General features: G+C 73.7%; 13 protein-coding genes. 6 read left to right on the forward strand and 7 right to left on the reverse strand.

Annotation, left to right across the window (positions count from 1 at the left end):
- The first annotated feature begins 148 nt into the window (after window positions 1-148).
- The 5 genes from F8O02_RS06045 to F8O02_RS06065 all read left to right on the forward strand — a co-directional run bounded on the left by F8O02_RS06045 (window position 149) and on the right by F8O02_RS06065 (window position 5,677).
- Window positions 149-1,474 (forward strand): PIG-L deacetylase family protein, encoded by a 1,326-nt coding sequence (locus F8O02_RS06045; RefSeq protein ID WP_179416292.1) that lies wholly within the window; start codon window positions 149-151, stop codon window positions 1,472-1,474.
- A 94-nt stretch (window positions 1,475-1,568) separates the two neighbouring features.
- Window positions 1,569-1,895: a ferredoxin gene (fdxA, locus tag F8O02_RS06050; protein WP_158036357.1), complete on the forward strand. Its 327-nt coding sequence runs from the start codon at window positions 1,569-1,571 to the stop codon at window positions 1,893-1,895.
- Window positions 1,896-1,951: 56 nt separating this feature from the next.
- Window positions 1,952-3,058, forward strand: coding sequence for a succinyldiaminopimelate transaminase (gene dapC, locus F8O02_RS06055; protein ID WP_158036358.1), 1,107 nt, complete (start codon window positions 1,952-1,954; stop codon window positions 3,056-3,058).
- 139 nt (window positions 3,059-3,197) lie between these two features.
- Window positions 3,198-4,484: a citrate synthase gene (locus F8O02_RS06060; protein ID WP_225734144.1), complete on the forward strand. Its 1,287-nt coding sequence runs from the start codon at window positions 3,198-3,200 to the stop codon at window positions 4,482-4,484.
- Window positions 4,485-4,633: 149 nt separating this feature from the next.
- Window positions 4,634-5,677 (forward strand): YdcF family protein, encoded by a 1,044-nt coding sequence (locus F8O02_RS06065; RefSeq protein WP_179416291.1) that lies wholly within the window; start codon window positions 4,634-4,636, stop codon window positions 5,675-5,677.
- 125 nt (window positions 5,678-5,802) lie between these two features.
- Here F8O02_RS06065 and typA read toward each other — a convergent pair whose 3' ends face one another.
- Window positions 5,803-7,707, reverse strand: coding sequence for a translational GTPase TypA (gene typA / locus F8O02_RS06070; RefSeq protein ID WP_158036361.1), 1,905 nt, complete (start codon window positions 7,705-7,707; stop codon window positions 5,803-5,805).
- A 195-nt stretch (window positions 7,708-7,902) separates the two neighbouring features.
- On the opposite strand from typA, the gene glpX reads away from it, so the two are divergent.
- Window positions 7,903-8,877 (forward strand): class II fructose-bisphosphatase, encoded by a 975-nt coding sequence (glpX, locus tag F8O02_RS06075; RefSeq protein ID WP_158036362.1) that lies wholly within the window; start codon window positions 7,903-7,905, stop codon window positions 8,875-8,877.
- 95 nt (window positions 8,878-8,972) lie between these two features.
- Here glpX and hemL read toward each other — a convergent pair whose 3' ends face one another.
- The 6 genes from hemL to hemE form a co-directional block, all read right to left on the reverse strand.
- Window positions 8,973-10,310, reverse strand: a complete 1,338-nt coding sequence (gene hemL, locus F8O02_RS06080; RefSeq protein WP_158036363.1) for a glutamate-1-semialdehyde 2,1-aminomutase — start codon at window positions 10,308-10,310, stop codon at window positions 8,973-8,975.
- 96 nt (window positions 10,311-10,406) lie between these two features.
- Window positions 10,407-11,468 (reverse strand): porphobilinogen synthase, encoded by a 1,062-nt coding sequence (hemB, locus tag F8O02_RS06085; RefSeq protein WP_158036364.1) that lies wholly within the window; start codon window positions 11,466-11,468, stop codon window positions 10,407-10,409.
- A 40-nt stretch (window positions 11,469-11,508) separates the two neighbouring features.
- Entirely contained in the window at window positions 11,509-12,369 is an 861-nt protein-coding gene (locus tag F8O02_RS06090) for a uroporphyrinogen-III synthase (RefSeq protein ID WP_158036365.1), read from the reverse strand.
- A complete protein-coding gene (hemC, locus tag F8O02_RS06095) occupies window positions 12,366-13,559 on the reverse strand; it encodes a hydroxymethylbilane synthase (RefSeq protein WP_158036366.1) in 1,194 nt (397 codons plus the stop codon). The genes F8O02_RS06090 and hemC overlap by 4 nt, the downstream gene beginning before the upstream one ends.
- The gene (locus tag F8O02_RS06100; protein WP_158036367.1) at window positions 13,556-15,115 is read right to left on the reverse strand and encodes a protoporphyrinogen/coproporphyrinogen oxidase; all 1,560 of its coding nucleotides are present in this window, start codon (window positions 15,113-15,115) and stop codon (window positions 13,556-13,558) included. The genes hemC and F8O02_RS06100 overlap by 4 nt, the downstream gene beginning before the upstream one ends.
- Complete coding sequence (hemE, locus tag F8O02_RS06105) at window positions 15,115-16,224, reverse strand: uroporphyrinogen decarboxylase (RefSeq protein ID WP_179416290.1); 1,110 nt, start codon at window positions 16,222-16,224, stop codon at window positions 15,115-15,117. Before hemE ends, F8O02_RS06100 begins: the two co-directional genes overlap by 1 nt.
- Window positions 16,225-16,235: the final 11 nt, after the last annotated feature.

Consider the following 16,235-nt stretch of genomic DNA (forward strand, 5'->3'; position numbering starts at 1 on the left):
AATCATCAGATGAGGTGAGCGACGGCTCACGATCCTAACACCGATCGGGCGGCACAGGTTAGGCTCGCCTGTCTACACGTCGCGCATCCTTATCTCGACCGTCCGCCCCGCGCCGGCCGTGTCGGCGGGCGGTGCGACAATGGGCCGCATGGAGAACACGGCCAAGCGCATCCTCTTCGTGCTCGCGCACCCCGGCGACGAGACGGTGTGGGTCGGCGGCACGATCGCCGACGCCGTGGCCCAGGGCGCGCAGGTGACCGTGGTCACCGTCACCCGGGGCGAGCACGCCCCGGTGCTGCCCGAGGAGCTGCGCTACCTCGCCTCCGACCCCGCCGCGCTCGCCGCCGCCCGCGAGTCCGAGCTCGCCCAGGCACTTGCCTGCCTCGGCGTGACCGACCACCGCTGGCTCGGCGGGCTGCGGGCGAAACCGGCCGACGTGCCGCTGCACCGGTATGCGGACGCGGCCCCGGCGTCCGCCACACCCGCCGCGGAGTCGGCCGCGACGACGCCGCTCGCCGAGGCCGACCCGGAGGCGGTCGCCGCCGACGTGCAGGCGGTCGTGCAGCAGCTGCGCCCCCATGCGATCGTCACGCTCGGCGCCGTCGACGCCGATCCCGACCACGCCGCGGTGCGGCGCGCCACGGCCCGGGCGTTCGCCGAGGCGCACCGTGACGACGAGGCCTGGCACCCGCGCACCCTGTTCGCCGTCGAGCGCCCCCGCGGGCCCCTGCGGCACGATCTGCGCCGACTGGCCCGCAGCAGGAGCGTCGTGCGACCGCGTCCGCACGACCGACACACCACCGTCCCCGACCGCCGCGTCGACACGAGCGTCGACGTGCGCGCCCGCCGCGAGACGATCCGCCGGGCGCTGCAGTGTCATCGCACCCGGATCGCGCTGGAAGGCGACGTCTGGACGCTCGCCGACGGCACCGGCGCGCCCGTGCAGGGCTACGAGTACCTCGTGGAGATCGGCGGGCGAGCCCGCCCCGTCTCCCCCGACGCCGAGCGCGACCTGATCAACGGCTGGGAGCCGCTCGCCGCCCGCGAGGGAGATCTGCACCGCCACCCCGTCGACGAGATGCCGTCCGGCCGCGGCATCCTCCTGCTGGAGCGTGCGGGCACCGCGATCGCGCTCGTGCTGCTCGGCATGCTCGTCGCCACGATCACGACTTTCAGCCACGCGGCGGTGTGGCGCCCGACCGGGCAGGCCGACCCCGCCATCCCCTGGGGGCTCGTCGTGTCGTTCATCGCGCTCGTCGGCGTGGCCCTCGCCCTGCGACTCGAGCCCGCGCCGCCCTGGTCGGCCGCCTGGTACGCGCTCGGCGTCTGGGCCGCTCTGTACACCCTCGCCCAGGCCTCCTCGAGCCAGGCACTCATGACCGTGCCGCTCGGCGCGATCTGGCTGTACGGCGGGATGCTCGCCGTCGCCGTGGTCGCCTTCATCCCGCTGCACCGCTCAGGCGGCGGACGCTGATCGGCGCGCCCGCCCCGACCAAGGGTCGCCTGCCTGTCGCCGGCGGCCGGCCGCGACTAGACTGCAGCCCGAGACTTTCGGAGGTTTGAGACCCGTGACCTACGTGATCGCCCTGCCCTGTGTGGACGTCAAGGACCGCGCCTGCATCGAGGAATGTCCCGTCGACTGCATCTACGAGGGCGAGCGCACCCTGTACATCCACCCGGACGAGTGCGTGGACTGCGGTGCCTGCGAGCCGGTCTGCCCAGTGGAGGCCATCTACTACGAGGACGACCTTCCCGACGAGTGGGCGACCTACCACCGCATCAACACCGAGTTCTTCCAGGAGCTCGGCTCGCCCGGCGGCGCCGCGAAGGTCGGCCCGACAGGCTACGATCATCCCGAGGTGGCCGCCCTGCCGCCCCGCGGCGACGCCGCCTGACCGCCCGCCGCAGCAGACGCCCGCGCGTGCCCGCGCGGCAGGCACAGGAGGAATCCGTGGGACGCGATCTCATCTCCCAGACGCCGACGTACCCGTGGGAGCAGCTGGCGGACATCCGCGCGCTGGCGGCACGGCACCCAGAGGGCGCCGTCGATCTCTCGATCGGCTCGCCGGTCGACCCGGTGCCCGCGTTCATCCGCGAGGCGCTCGCCCGGCATGCCGACACACCCGGCTACGGCTCCGCCGCCGGCACCCCCGAGCTGCGCCGGGCGATCGCCGACTGGTACGCCCGGCGCCGCCGGGTGCGCGTGGCGCCCGAGGCGTGCGCGCCCACGATCGGCTCCAAAGAGTTCATCGCCCAGTTCGCACTGTGGCTCGGGCTCGGCCCCGGCGACACGGTCGTGCAGCCGGTCATCCACTACCCCACCTACGCGGTCGGTGCCGAGGCCTGCGACGCCCGGCTCGTCAGCAGCGACACCCCCGAGGAGTGGCCCGAGAGCACCCGGCTCGTCTGGCTGAACTCGCCGGGCAACCCGGACGGCTGGGTCAACGACGTGCCCACGCTGCGGACCGCCGTCGCCCGGGCCCGCGAGCTCGGCGCGATCGTCGTGCAGGACGAGTGCTACGCCGAGCTCGGATGGGAGGCGCCATGGGACGAGCACGTCCCCTGCATCCTCGAGGACGACGTGACCGACGGCGACCACACCGGCGTGCTCTCCATGTACTCACTGAGCAAGCAGTCGAACCTGGCCGGGTACCGCACGGCATTCGTCGCCGGCGACCCGGCGCTCGTCGCAGGCCTCGTGAACCTGCGCCGCCAGTTCGGGCTCGCCCTGCCCCGCCCGATCCAGGCGGCCATGACCGCGGCGCTCGGCGACGACGAGCACGTGCGTGTCCAACGCGAGATCTACCGGCGTCGCCGTGACCTGCTGCTGCCCGCGGCACGCGCCTGGGGGCTCGAGATCACCGACAGCTCCGCCGGCCTGTATCTGTGGGGCACGCGGGGAGAGAACGGCTGGGCGACCATGCGCGCGCTGGCCGAGCTCGGAGTGATCGGCGGCCCCGGCGCGTTCTATGGCCCCGCCGGTGAGCGGCACGTGCGCCTGTCGCTCACCGCCACGGACGCTGACATCCGATCCGCCGCCAGGCGCCTCGCCCGCTGATCTCCGGCCGTCGCACCGGGGGCGGTCGACGTCTGCGACATCTGCGGGAGACTCGATTTCCGCGCCGGACACCTCGTACGTAGGATACGAAAGACCGTGCTACGACGCTGTGACGCAGTCACAAAGCAAGGAGGCAGCAGTGAGCGACCGTGACCAGACCGTGAAGCTGATCCACCCGGGTGGCGAGGCCGAGTTCCCCATCCTGGAGAGCGCGGCCGGCAGCCGCGCGATCGACTTCACGAGGCTCGCCAGGCAGACGGGGCTCACCTCGTTCGACCCCGGCTTCGTCAACACCGCCTCGACCAGATCGAACATCACGTTCATCGACGGGGACAAAGGCATCCTGCGCTACCGCGGCTACCCGATCGAGGAACTCGCCGAGCACTCCTCGTTCCTCGAGACCGCCTGGCTGCTCATCTACGGCGAGCTGCCCACGAAGGAGCAGCTCGACGACTTCACCTACCGTGTGCTGCACCACAACATGGTCAACGAGGACTTCAAGCGCATCTTCGACATCTTCCCCAAAGAGGCGCACCCGATGTCGGTGATGGCCAGCGCCGTCGGCGCGCTGTCCACGTTCTACCAGGACTCCCTCGACCCCACCGACCCCGAGCAGGTCGAGATCTCCACCATCCGCCTGCTGGCGAAGATGCCGGTGCTCGCGGCCTACACCCTCAAGCGCAGCCTCGGCGAGCCCCTGCTCTACCCGGACAACCGACTCGGCTACGTCGAGAACTTCCTGCGCCTCGCCTTCGGCACCCCCGCCGAGGAGTACGAGCTCAACCCGGTCGTCAGCAAGGCGCTCGAGCGCCTGCTCATCCTCCACGAGGACCACGAGCAGAACGCCTCCACCTCCACCGTGCGCCTGGTGGGCTCCACCCAGGCGAACATCTTCGCCTCGATCTCCGCTGGCATCAACGCGCTGTTCGGCCCGCTGCATGGCGGCGCGAACGAGGCCGTGCTGCACATGCTCCAGCAGATCAGCGACGAGGGCATGGGCATCCCCGACTTCGTCGAGAAGGTGAAGAACAAGGAGTCCGGCATCCGCCTGATGGGTTTCGGGCACCGGGTCTACAAGAACTACGACCCGCGCGCGAAGATCGTCAAGGCCACCGCCGAGACCGTGCTCGACGAGCTGGGCGTGCACGACCCGCTCCTCGACCTGGCCATGCAGCTCGAGGAGGTCGCCCTCAAGGACGACTACTTCCAGTCGCGGCGCCTGTACCCGAATGTCGACTTCTACACCGGCGTGATCTACAAGGCGATGGGCTTCCCGACCAAGTTCTTCACCGTGCTGTTCGCGATCGGCCGCCTGCCCGGCTGGATCGCCCAGTGGCGCGAGCAGAACGCCGACCCGACCACGAAGATCGGCCGCCCGCACCAGCTCTACCTCGGCGAGACCGAGCGGCACTACCCGGGCGTCTGAGCCCGATCGCCCTCGGCGGGCGGCCCGCTCGGGCCCCGCACAAGGGCGTGCGAACCTCGGCCGTGGCCGCGCCTCGTGCGGTCACGGTCGTTCTGCGTCTCCGGGGCGGCCACCGGGTCTCCGGGCGGGCATGGGCGAGAATGGAAGGCATGATCCTCCTCCTGCTCGCCGTCGTCCTCGCCGCCGCCTCGATCCTGTGGGCGCGGCAGGATCCCCGCCGCCTGCGCATCGGCTTCGCCGCCGTCGCCGCCGTCCTCCTCGCCCTCTACGGGCTGCTCGTGCTGGCGGCGAACGCGCCCGTGCGAATCGGCCCGGCCAGCCTCGGCGCGTGGACCGTCCTCGGCGCGGTCGGGGTGAGCGCCCTCGGCTCCCTCGTGCTCGCCGGCTACCTGCTGTTCAACGGCGTGCAGATGCTGCGCCGTGAGGGACGCTCCCCCGCCCACCTGCTGTCGCTGCTGGCCGGCCTCGCCATCCTCGGCTACCTCGTAGTGGCCGTCGCGAGCGTGGCGTTCGACAGCCCGCAGGTCGCGGCGTGGGTGCTGCTCGCCTTCCCGCTCGTCGTCACCGCCGGTCTGCTGTTCACCGGGGTGCTCGTCACCTCGCTCGTCCACGCCCGACTCGCCCGGCGGCACCTCGGCGACGCGCGGGCGATCGTCGTGCTCGGCGCCGGGCTCATCGCCGGCCGGGTGCCCCCGCTGCTGGCGGGGCGCCTGCGCGAGGGCGCCCGGGTCGCTGACCTCGTGCGTGCGTCGCATCCGTCCGCGCCCCTCGTCGTCTCCGGGGGACACGGCGCGGACGAGCCGACCGCCGAGGGTCACGCGATGCGCGCCTGGTACACGGAGCATCCCGAGCTCGCCGCCGACCCAGTGCTCGTGGAGGACCGCTCGCATACGACGGAGGAGAACCTGCGTCTGAGCGCCGCACTGCTCGCCGAGCACGGGGTGACCGGCCCACTCGTCGCGGTGACGAGCGACTACCACGCACTGCGCGCGGCAACCCTGCTGCGCCGTCTGGGCCTGCCCGGCGACGCTGTGGGCGCCCGCACCGCCGCCTACTACCGGCCAAGCGCCTTCCTGCGCGAGGTGGTGGCACTGCTGCGGGATCACCGGGTCGTCACCGCGATCGTCCTCGCCCTGGCCGCGGCACCCATCCCGCTCGCCCTCGGGGTGCTGCTCGTGGACGCCCTCGGCTGACCCCGGCGCAGGTCACCGCCGCGGCGGGAGACTCCAGGCCCGACTGGGGGCTCCGTCCCGGACCCCGGTCAGGCGCCATCCGACGGCCCGGTCACGGGCGCGGCGAGACGATCCGTGCGGCCGACTCAGCCGCGGTGCTTGTTGCGCGCGGCGACCTTCTGCCGCTGGTTCTGCTCGAGGATGACCTTGCGGATGCGCACGGCCTCGGGCGTCACCTCGACGCACTCGTCGTCGCGGATGAAGTCGAGCGCCTCCTCGAGTGTCATCGGCTTGGCGACGTTGAGCCGCTCGAACACATCAGCCGTGGAGGAGCGCATGTTCGTCAGCTTCTTGTCGCGGACGATATTGACGTCCATGTCCTCCTGCCGCGGGTTCTCGCCCACGACCATGCCCTCGTACACCTCGTCGCCGGGCTGGACGAACAGCTGGCCGCGATCCTGCAGGTTCGTGATCGCGTACGCGGTGACCTGCCCGGATCGGTCGGAGACGATCGACCCGGTGCTGCGGGTCTGGATCGGCCCGGCCCACGGCTCGTAGCCGCCGGAGATGCTGTTCGCGATGCCAGTGCCCTTCGTGTCGGTGAGGAACTGTGTGCGGAACCCGATCAGGCCGCGGGAGGGCACCACGAACTCGAGGCGCACCCACCCGGTGCCGTGGTTGGCCATGTTCTCCATCCGGCCGCGCCGCTCGCCGAGCAGCTGCGTGACCGCGCCGAGATGCTCCTCGGGCACGTCGATGGTGAGCCGCTCGACCGGCTCATACGTCTTGCCGTCGACCTCTTTGGTGACCACCTGGGGCTTTCCGACGGTGAGCTCATAGCCCTCACGGCGCATCTCCTCGACGAGGATCGCGAGCGCCAGCTCGCCACGGCCCTGCACCTCCCAGGTGTCCGGCCGGTCGGTCGGCAGCACGCGCACGGAGACGTTGCCGACGAGCTCGCGCTCGAGGCGCTCCTTGACCAGGCGGGCGGTGACCTTTGCGCCCTTCACCCGGCCGGCGAGCGGCGAGGTGTTGATGCCCACCGTCATCGAGATCGCCGGCGGGTCGACCACGATCGGGGGCAGCGGCCGAGGATCCTCCGGATCGGTGATCGTCTCGCCGATCATGATGTCGGGGATGCCCGCGACCGCGACGATCTCGCCGGGGCCGGCCGACTCCGTGGGCACGCGGTCGAGCGCCCGGGTGGCGAGCAGCTCGGTGATCTTCACGTGCTCGGTCGAGCCGTCGGAGCGGATGAGCGCGACCTGCTCGCCCTTGTGCAGCTCGCCGCTGAAGATGCGCACGAGCCCGAGCCGGCCGAGGAAGTTCGATGCGTCGAGGTTCGTCACGTGCGCCTGCAACGGGGCCTCGTCGTCATAGGTCGGCGCGGGCACGTGCTTCATGATCGCCTCGAACAGCGGCTCGAGGTCCGGGGAGTCCGGCAGCTCGCCGTCGGCGGGACGGTTCCAGCTGGCGCGCCCGGCGCGCCCGGAGGCGTAGATCACCGGCACGTCGAGCAGGGCGTCCTCGTCGAGATCCGGCACCTCGTCCTCGAGGTCGCCGGCCAGGCTGAGCAGCAGGTCCTGGCTCTCGTCGACGACCTCGGCGATGCGCGCGTCGGGACGGTCGGTCTTGTTGACCACCAGGATGACGGGCAGCCGGGCGGCGAGCGCCTTGCGCAGCACGAAGCGCGTCTGCGGCAGCGGGCCTTCCGAGGCGTCCACGAGGAGGACGACGCCGTCGACCATGCTCAGCCCGCGCTCGACCTCGCCGCCGAAGTCGGCGTGTCCCGGTGTGTCGATGACGTTGATCGTGATGTCGCGGCCGTCGCTGGCGGGGCCGTTGTAGAAGATCGTGGTGTTCTTCGCGAGGATCGTGATGCCCTTCTCGCGCTCCAGATCGTTGGAGTCCATCACGCGGTCCTCGACGTCGGCGTGCGCGTCGAAGGAGTTCGTCTGCTTCAGCATCGCGTCGACGAGCGTGGTCTTGCCGTGGTCGACGTGGGCCACGATGGCGACGTTGCGAAGATCCTCGCGGGAGACAATGGACATAGAGGCAGGACTTCCTTGACTGAGCGGAGACGACGCGCGCGAACGCCACGCGCCATGAGAGACATGGGTCTCAACCAGCCCAGTATACTCGCGCGGGCGCGACGCGGGCCGGCGCCCCGGCCGAGCATCCCGCACACGGTAGGCTGGAGGAAAGTCAAGGCGGTCGATCCGCGACCGCGTCCAGAGGAGTTCTCGATGACTGATCAGTCCCAGCAGCCCGACCGCAACCTCGCCCTCGAGCTCGTGCGCTCGACCGAGGCCGCCGCGATCCGCGCGTCGGCGTGGGCCGGCCGCGGCCAGAAGAACGAGGCCGACGGCGCCGCCGTCAACGCCATGCGCCAGTTCCTGCACACCGTCTCGTTCGACGGTGTCGTGGTGATCGGCGAGGGCGAGAAGGACAAGGCGCCCATGCTGTTCAACGGCGAGCACGTCGGCGACGGCACCGGCGTCCAGGTCGACATCGCGGTCGATCCGATCGACGGCACCACCCAGACGGCCGCCGGCCGCCCGAACGCCGTGTCGATCATGTCCGTCGCCGACCGCGGCAGCATGCTCGACGCGTCGAGCGTGTTCTACATGGACAAGATCGTCACCGACCGCACCGGCGTCGGCGTCGTCTCGCTCGACCAGAGCCCGGAGGACAACATCCGCGAGCTCGCCCGCGCCAAGGGCAAGCCCGTCGGCGAGATGACCGTGATCGTGCTCGACCGCCCCCGGCACGAGGAACTCATCGAGCGCATCCGATCGGTCGGCGCGAAGACGAGCCTGATCCTCGACGGCGACGTCGTCGGCGGCATCAACGCGGCGAGCCCCTGGGGCGACGCCGACCTGCTCATCGGCCGCGGCGGCAGCCCCGAGGGCGTGATCACCGCCGCCGCGATCAAGGCCTTCGACGGGTTCATGCAGGGCCGCCTCGCCCCGAAGGACGACGCGGAGCGCCAGCGCGGCATCGACGCCGGCCTCGACGTCGACCGCATCTATGGCGGTGACGACCTGGTCGCCAGCGACAACACCTTCTTCGTCGGCACCGGCGTGACCGACGGCGTGCTGCTCAAGGGCGTCAAGGGCCCCCGAGACGGGTACATCCACACCCAGTCGATCGTGCTGCGCTCGAAGTCCGGCACGGTCCGCTGGATCGAGGCCGACCACCTCGCCTCCAAATGGGCGTGACCCCGGCCGCGCGCTGACGCGCGCCCAAGCCACCCGACGGCCCCGGCGGGCTCCCCTCTGTGAGAGTCTGCCGGGGCCGTCGTCCGTCTCCGCGACTACGCCTCGGGCGGCCGGGCCTCGGCCGCCGCGGCGGCAGCCCGGGGCAGCGCGGCCGCGATGCGGTCGACGATCTCGGCGTCATGCGCGGCCGACACGAACCACGCCTCGTATGCCGACGGCGGCGCCGCCACGCCCTGGTCGAGCAGCGCGTGGAAGAACGGCGCGTACCGCCAGGTCTCGCTCGCCCGCACCTGCGCATAGTCGGTCAGCGGCCCGTCGTGCTCCCCGAACGCGATCGAGAACAGCGACCCGGCGGTCTGGATGCGGTGGGCCACCCCGGCCGCGTCGAGCGCCTCGCCGATCGCGTCTCGCAGAGCGGCGCTGGCCGCGTCCACCCGCTCGTACACCGTGGCGTCCGCCAGCCGCAGCGTGGTGATCCCGCCCGCGATCGCCAGCGGGTTGCCGCTCAGCGTGCCCGCCTGGTACACAGGTCCCACCGGCGCGAGCAGGTCCATGACCCCGGCGCGCCCGCCGACCGCGGCGATCGGCATGCCTCCGCCGATGACCTTGCCGAAGGTCATCAGATCCGGCCGATACGGCTCCGCCGCGTCCGCGTTCTCCAGCCCCCACCAGCCACACTCGCTCACCCGGAACCCGGTGAGCACCTCGTCATACGTGACCAGCGCGCCATGCGCGTGGGCGATGTCGATGATCCCGGCGTTAAACCCCGGCAGCGGGGCGACGACGCCCATGTTCGCCGCCGCGGCCTCCACGATGATTCCGGCGATGTCATCCCCGCGCTCGTCGAACACCCGGCGCACCGCGTCGAGGTCGTTATACGGCAGCACGATCGTCTGCGCGCTCGTCGCCGCCGTGACCCCCGCCGAGGCCGGTAGCCCGAACGTCGCGAGCCCGGAGCCCGCGTCGACAAGCAGCGAGTCGGAGTGCCCGTGATACAGCCCGGAGAACTTCACGATCAGATCCCGCCCGGTCGCCCCGCGCATGAGCCGGATCGCCGTCATCGTCGCCTCGGTGCCCGTCGACACGAAGCGCAGCCGCTCCACCGGCCGCACCCCGGCCCGCTCGACCCGGGCGGCGACGAGCTCGGCGAGCTCCGCCTCCCCCTCGATCGGCGCGCCGAACGACAGCCCCCGGGCCGCCGCCTCCTGCACCGCCGCCACGACGTGCGGCTCGGCATGGCCGAGCAGCGCCGGCCCCCACGACCCGACCAGGTCGATGTACTGACGCCCCTCCACGTCGGTGACGGTCGCGCCAGACGCGCTCGCGATGAAGCGGGGCACCCCGCCCACCGAGCCGAACGCGCGCACGGGCGAGTCGACCCCGCCCGGGATGATGCGCGCGGAACGCTCGAACAGCTCTGCATTCGTGGTCATGTTCGTCCTCTTCTTCTCCCGCTCTCTGGTCTTCACCGGCCGTGCCCGCCATGGGGCCGGCGGTCGCCGGCACGGCCGCGCCGGTGACCGGGCCGCTCAGGCGGCGAAGTCGCCCGTGCGCAGGCGCTCGGCCAGCTCGATCGCCCAGTAGGTGAGCAGCCCGTCGGCTCCGGCCCGGAAGATGCCCGTGACGGCCTCGTCGATGACCCGCTCGCGCTGCAGCCAGCCGTTCGCGGCCGCCGCCTCGATCGCAGCGTACTCCCCGGAGACCTGGTAGGCCCACACCGGGACGGGGCTCGTCTGCGCGACCCGGTAGAGCACGTCGAGGAACGACGCGGCGGGCTTGACCATGACGATGTCCGCGCCCTCCGCGACGTCCAGGCTCGCCTCGCGCACACCCTCGCGACCGTTGGCGGGATCCTGCTGGTACGTGCGGCGGTCGCCGCGCAGCTGCGAGTCGACGGCCTCTCGGAACGGCCCGTAGAACCCGGAGGCGTACTTCGCCGAGTAGGCGAGCAGCAGCACGTCCTGGAACCCGTTCGCGTCGAGCACGTCGCGCAGGTAGCCGATCTGGCCGTCCATCATGCCGCTCGGGGCGAGCATCCGCGACCCGGCGCGCGCCTGGGCCAGGGCCATCGCCCCGTACCGCTCGAGGGTCGCATCGTTGTCGACGGTGCCGTCCGCGTCGAGCACGCCACAGTGGCCGTGGTCGGTGAACTCGTCCAGGCACAGGTCGGACTGGATCACGAGCGCGTCGCCGACCTCGGGCACGAGGGCGCGCAGGGCGCGCTGCACGATGCCGTCCTCGGCGTCCGCCTGCGAGCCGACCGCGTCGAGGTGAGCGGGGATGCCGAACAGGTTGATGCCGCCGACACCGGCCTCGGCCGCGCGCACCGCGATGCGGCGCAGCGAGTCGATCGTGTGCTGCTGCTGGCCGGGCAGCGAGGCGATGTCCACCGGCTCGTCGATGCCCTCGCGCACGAACAGGGGCAGGGTCAGCTGCGCGGGGTCGATGCGTGTCTCGCGCATCATGCGGCGCACCGCCGGGGTGACCCGGCCACGGCGCGGGCGTACCCGGGGGAAGGCCGCGAGCGCGGGGGCTCCCGGGGTGTCGGTGGTGAAACGCGGCGCTGCGGCCGCGGGCTGGGCGTGAGTCATGGTGTCTCCTTCGCGTTCCGCGTCGCCCGGGCGGGCGGCGTCACATCCTGCCGTGCGATCGGGGCGATCGCGAGATCGTGGTGGCGCCGGCGGCCCGGCGACCGCGGGCGGCGAGCCCGGCGACCGCGTCGAGGAGCCCCTCGGCGTCGTGTGGGTCGGCGACGGCGGCGACCTCAAGGCCGACCGCACGGGCGTCGTCAGCGGTCTGCGGCCCCATCGCCACGAGCGCCGTCTGCGTGCGGGCCGCGCCGAACTGGATGGCGATCTGCCGGGCGACGGTGCCGCTGGTGACCAGCGTGGCGTCGAGCGCGCCACGGCGGACGTCCTCGATCACCCGCTGGTCAAGGGCCACCCCGATCATCCGGTACGCGACCGGGTCGGCCACCGTCCAGCCGCGCCCGGCGAGCCCGCGGGCGAGCGTGTCGTGCGCCTGCGCCGAGCGGGGGAGGACGACCGTGGTGCCCGGCTCCGCGGGTGCGGGCAGGGCGGCGACGAGGCCCGCCGCGCTGTGATCGGCGGGGACGAGCACCTCGTCGGCGCGCACGCCGGCGATCGCCTGCGCCGCACGGGCGGTCGCCGACCCCACCGCGGCGACGCGGGTGCCGGCGGGCACGGTGGCCCCGTGATCGACGAGGACGCGGGCCGCGCGGGCGCTGGTGAGCACGAGCCAGGCGACGTCCCCGGCCGCGAGCCGAGCCAGCGCCGCGTCGAGAGGGCGCTCGTCGACCGGCGGCACCGCGCGCACGAGCTCGGCGAGCACCGGGTCGCCGCCCCGGGCGCGGACGCGGCGGGCCATCCGCTCGCCGCGCTCGCCCGACCAGGGCACGAGCACCCGCCAGCCGGCCAGGTCGCTTGGGGCGGTCCGCTCCGCCTGCGCCCTCGCCTCCGCCGGAGCGGTCATCGGCGCGACTCCCCGGAGACATCCGTCGCGTCGGGGTGGTCGCCGACGGCCGGGGCCGGCACAGCGGGACGACCGGCCGTCGACCCGTGCGGTGCGACTGGCCCGTGCAGTGTCGCCGGCCCGTCCTGTGGCGCCGGCCCGTCCAGGGGCGCCGTGGCGTCAGCGGCCCGCTCGGCGAGCACCTCGGCGGCGGCGATGACCCGGTCGGCGCCGGCGGCGACGAGCCGGCGAGCGATCCCCTCCCCAGCCGCGGTGGCCCAAGCCGTGATCCGCGCCGCGTCCGCATACGCCGGCACGTCGTCGAGGGTGACGTCCAGGGCGACGTCCCCGGGCTGCGGGCCGGGCGCCTCGACCGCGTCGACGACGTCATAGACGCGGGCGCGCACGAGCACGGCGCCGTCGGCGGCGACCGTCGCGTGCACACCCACCGGGGCGGCGCAGCCGCTGCCGAGCCCCGCGAGCACGGCCCGCTCGAGCGTCGCGGCGAGTCGGGTGGCCGGGTCGTCGAGCACATCGACGAGCGCGGCCTCGTCGCGGCGGGTCTCCACCGCGAGCACGCCCTGTGCGGGAGCTGGCACCCAGGCGTCAGCGGCGAGCGGGTGCACGGTCAGGTCGGCGCGGCCGAGCGGGGTCGCGAGCAGCGAGCCGCCGGTGACGTCCGCGGCCGGGTCGAGGCGGGCGAGCCCCGCCGCGGCGAGCACCACGCCGTCCAGATCGGCGTCGAGGCGGGCCAGACGGCTGTCGACGTTGCCGCGAATGTCGACCACGCGGGCGTCAGGACGCAGCCGGCGCACCTGTGCCTGGCGTCGGGTCGACCCGGTGCCGATCCGGGCGCCGGCGGGCAGCGTCGCCGGGGTCTGGCCCGCACGCGTGACGAGGACGTCGCGCACGTCCGCACGGCGGGGCATCGCCGCGATCTCGAGGCGGGTCTCCGCCGCGGTCGGCAGGTCCTTGCACGAGTGCACGACGAGGTCGATCTCCCCGGCGGCGAGCGCCTCGCGCAGCGCCGTGGCGAACACGCCGACCCCGCCGATCGTCGCCAGCGAGGCCCGGTTGACGTCGCCGTGAGTGACGACGCGGACGAGCTCGACGGGGCGTCCGGTGGCCGCCTCCAGCGCGCGGGCGACCTGACGGGACTGGGCGACGGCGAGGCGGGAGCCTCGCGTGCCCAGACGCAGCGGTGCGGTCATCGGTGCTCCTCTCCCTCTCCTCGGTCAGCGCCCGGCACTCCCCTGCCGACACCCGGCGTCGCCCGGTCGGCGTCTGGTGCTCCCCCGTCGGCACCCGGCGCGACGCGACGGCCGGCGGGGGCGGCCACGAGGCGCTCGGCGCGATCGACGGCGTCGGGCAGCACCGAGGCGAGCCCGGTGCCCGACAGCCATGATCCCACCACGGCGAGATCGCCGCACGCGGCGGCGAACGCATGCACGGCCTCGCGCAGCCGGTCGGCGTCGAGGCTCGGCTGCACGTTGTCCCAGCGGTGCACCACGGCACCCGCGACCCGGGCCGGGTCGAGGTCGAGGCCGGTCAGCGCGGACGCGTCAGCGAGCCCCCGGGCGACGAGCGCCTCGTCGTCGGGGTCGGCGGGCTGCCCAGCCCGCCCATAGCTCAGGCGCAGCACATGGCGACCCGACCGCCCGCCCCGGGCGGGATCCCGGGCGGCCTCGGCCGCCCAGGCCCATTTCGCGGTCGCGTGGGTCATCGCCTTGGCCGCGACCCCCGGGACGTCCGGGGTGACGAGCATCCCCGTGCCGCGCGGCTGGGCGTCGAGCCGGGCGTCGTCGACGACGAGGGTGACCAAGGCGATGTGCGCCGGCTCCGGCCAGGTGACGTCGCGCAGGTCCCGGGCCCCGGCGTCAGCGAGCAGCCGCAGCGCCGGTCGGGCGGTGGTGGCGAGCACGACCTGCGGGGCGTGCAGCCGCTCGCGGCCCGCGGGACCGGCGACCTCGACCGACCACCCGGACGCGTCGCGGGCGAGCGCGACGACCCGGGCGTGCGTGCGCACCGTGCCGCCCTGCTCGGCGATCACGGCGACCAGTCGGTCGGTGAGCGTGTGCATGCCGCCGGCGAGCCCGCGCACGGCTGAGCCCGGCGCCCGCTGCGCCTGCAGCCGGGCGACCGCGGCGCTGAGCGACCCGGTCCGGTCGAGCTCGGCGAGGAGGCCGGGGGCGACCGCGGCGACCGGCATCCGGTCGGGGTCGCCCGAGTAGATGCCGCCGGCGACTGGGGCGACGAGCCGGCGCACCACCGCCTCCCCCATCCGGGCGCGTACGAGCGGGCCGAGCAGCACGGGCTCGCCGGCGGCCGCACCGGTGACCGTGGCGGGCAGGGCGAGATCGCGACGGGCGCGCGCCACGCCGTCCGGCCCGATCGCGGTGAGGAGCTCCGGGGCGTCGAGGTCGCCGGGGATGCCGAGCATGCCCGTCCGCGGCAGCGGGCACACCGCGAGGCGGGGCGCGCCACTGGCGTCAGGCTCGGCGAACCCGGCCCACGCGCCGGCGGGGTTCGGTGCGACGATCGCGTCGCCGAGCCCGAGCTCGGCCAACAGCGGCGCGACCCGGCCGCCGCGGGTGGCGAACGACTCCGTGCCCGCGTCGAGCTCGAGACCCGCGAGCCGGTGCCCGGTGACCGGGCCGCCCGCGTGGCCGGCGGTCTCGAGCACAAGGGCCGACCGGCCGGCCCGGCCCGCCGTCCACGCCGCGGCGAGACCCGCGATCCCCCCGCCGATGACGATGACGTCGGCCATCAGCGCTCCGCCTCCCAGTCGTGGACGTGCGCGACCAGGGCGGTGAGCACGTCCGGGTCGGTCTGCGGCGGCACGCCGTGACCGAGGTTGAACACGTGCCCGGCCGCCTTCCGGCCGGCGGCGAGGATGCGGTCGGTCGCGGCGAGCCGGGGCGCCTCCGGGGCACCGAGCCAGGCCGGGTCGAGGTTGCCCTGCACCGGCACGTCCGGGCCGAGCAGCTCGATCGCCCGGTCGAGGGGCGTGCGGTGGTCGACGCCCACGGCGTCGGCGCCCGCGTCCCGCAGGTCGGCGAGCAGCCCCGGGCACACGAGCCCGAAGTGGATGCGCGGCACGCCCCGGCCGGCCGGGTCGACCAGGTCGGCGACGCCGGCGAGCGCCCGGGCGGAGGCGTCGCGCACCCGCGAGCGGTAGACCTCCGGGGCGAGCGAGCCGGCCCACGAGTCGAACAGTTGCACGGCAGAGGCGCCGGCGAGCACCTGGGCGCGCAGGAACGCGGCCGAGTAATCGGCCATCCGGGTCACGAGCGCCCGCCAGGTCTCCGGCTCGGCGAGCATGAGCGTGCGGGCGGCGAGGTGATCCTTCGACGGTCCGCCCTCGACGAGGTAGGCGGCAAGGGTGAACGGCGCCCCTGCGAAGCCGATCAGTGGCACGTCGCCGAGCTCGGCGACCGCGAGTGCCGCGGCCCGGGCGACCGGGGCGAACGCGTCCGTGGGCAGCTCGGGCAGCGCCCGCACGTCGGCCATCGTGCGCACCGGGCGGGCGAGCACGGGGCCGCGACCGGGGACGATGTCGACGTCGACGCCGGCGAGCCGCAGCGGGATGACGATGTCGCTGAACAGCACCGCCGCGTCCACGCCGTGCCGACGCACCGGCTGCAGGGTGAGCTCCGCGGCGAGGTCGGGGTCGAGGCACGCGTCCAGCATCGGCACGCCGTCGCGTGCCCTGCGGTACTCGGGCAGCGAGCGGCCCGCCTGGCGCATGAACCAGACCGGGACGCGGTCGGGTCGATCGCCGCGCAGCGCGCGCACGAGCGGGGCGGACGCGGTGCCGCCGGGGCGGACGAGCGGATGGGATTCGGGGAGCTCCACGAGCCCCATTGTGGCAAACATCTGACGATTTC

Source organism: Pseudoclavibacter caeni, from assembly GCF_008831125.1.
GTDB lineage: Bacteria > Actinomycetota > Actinomycetes > Actinomycetales > Microbacteriaceae > Pseudoclavibacter_A > Pseudoclavibacter_A caeni.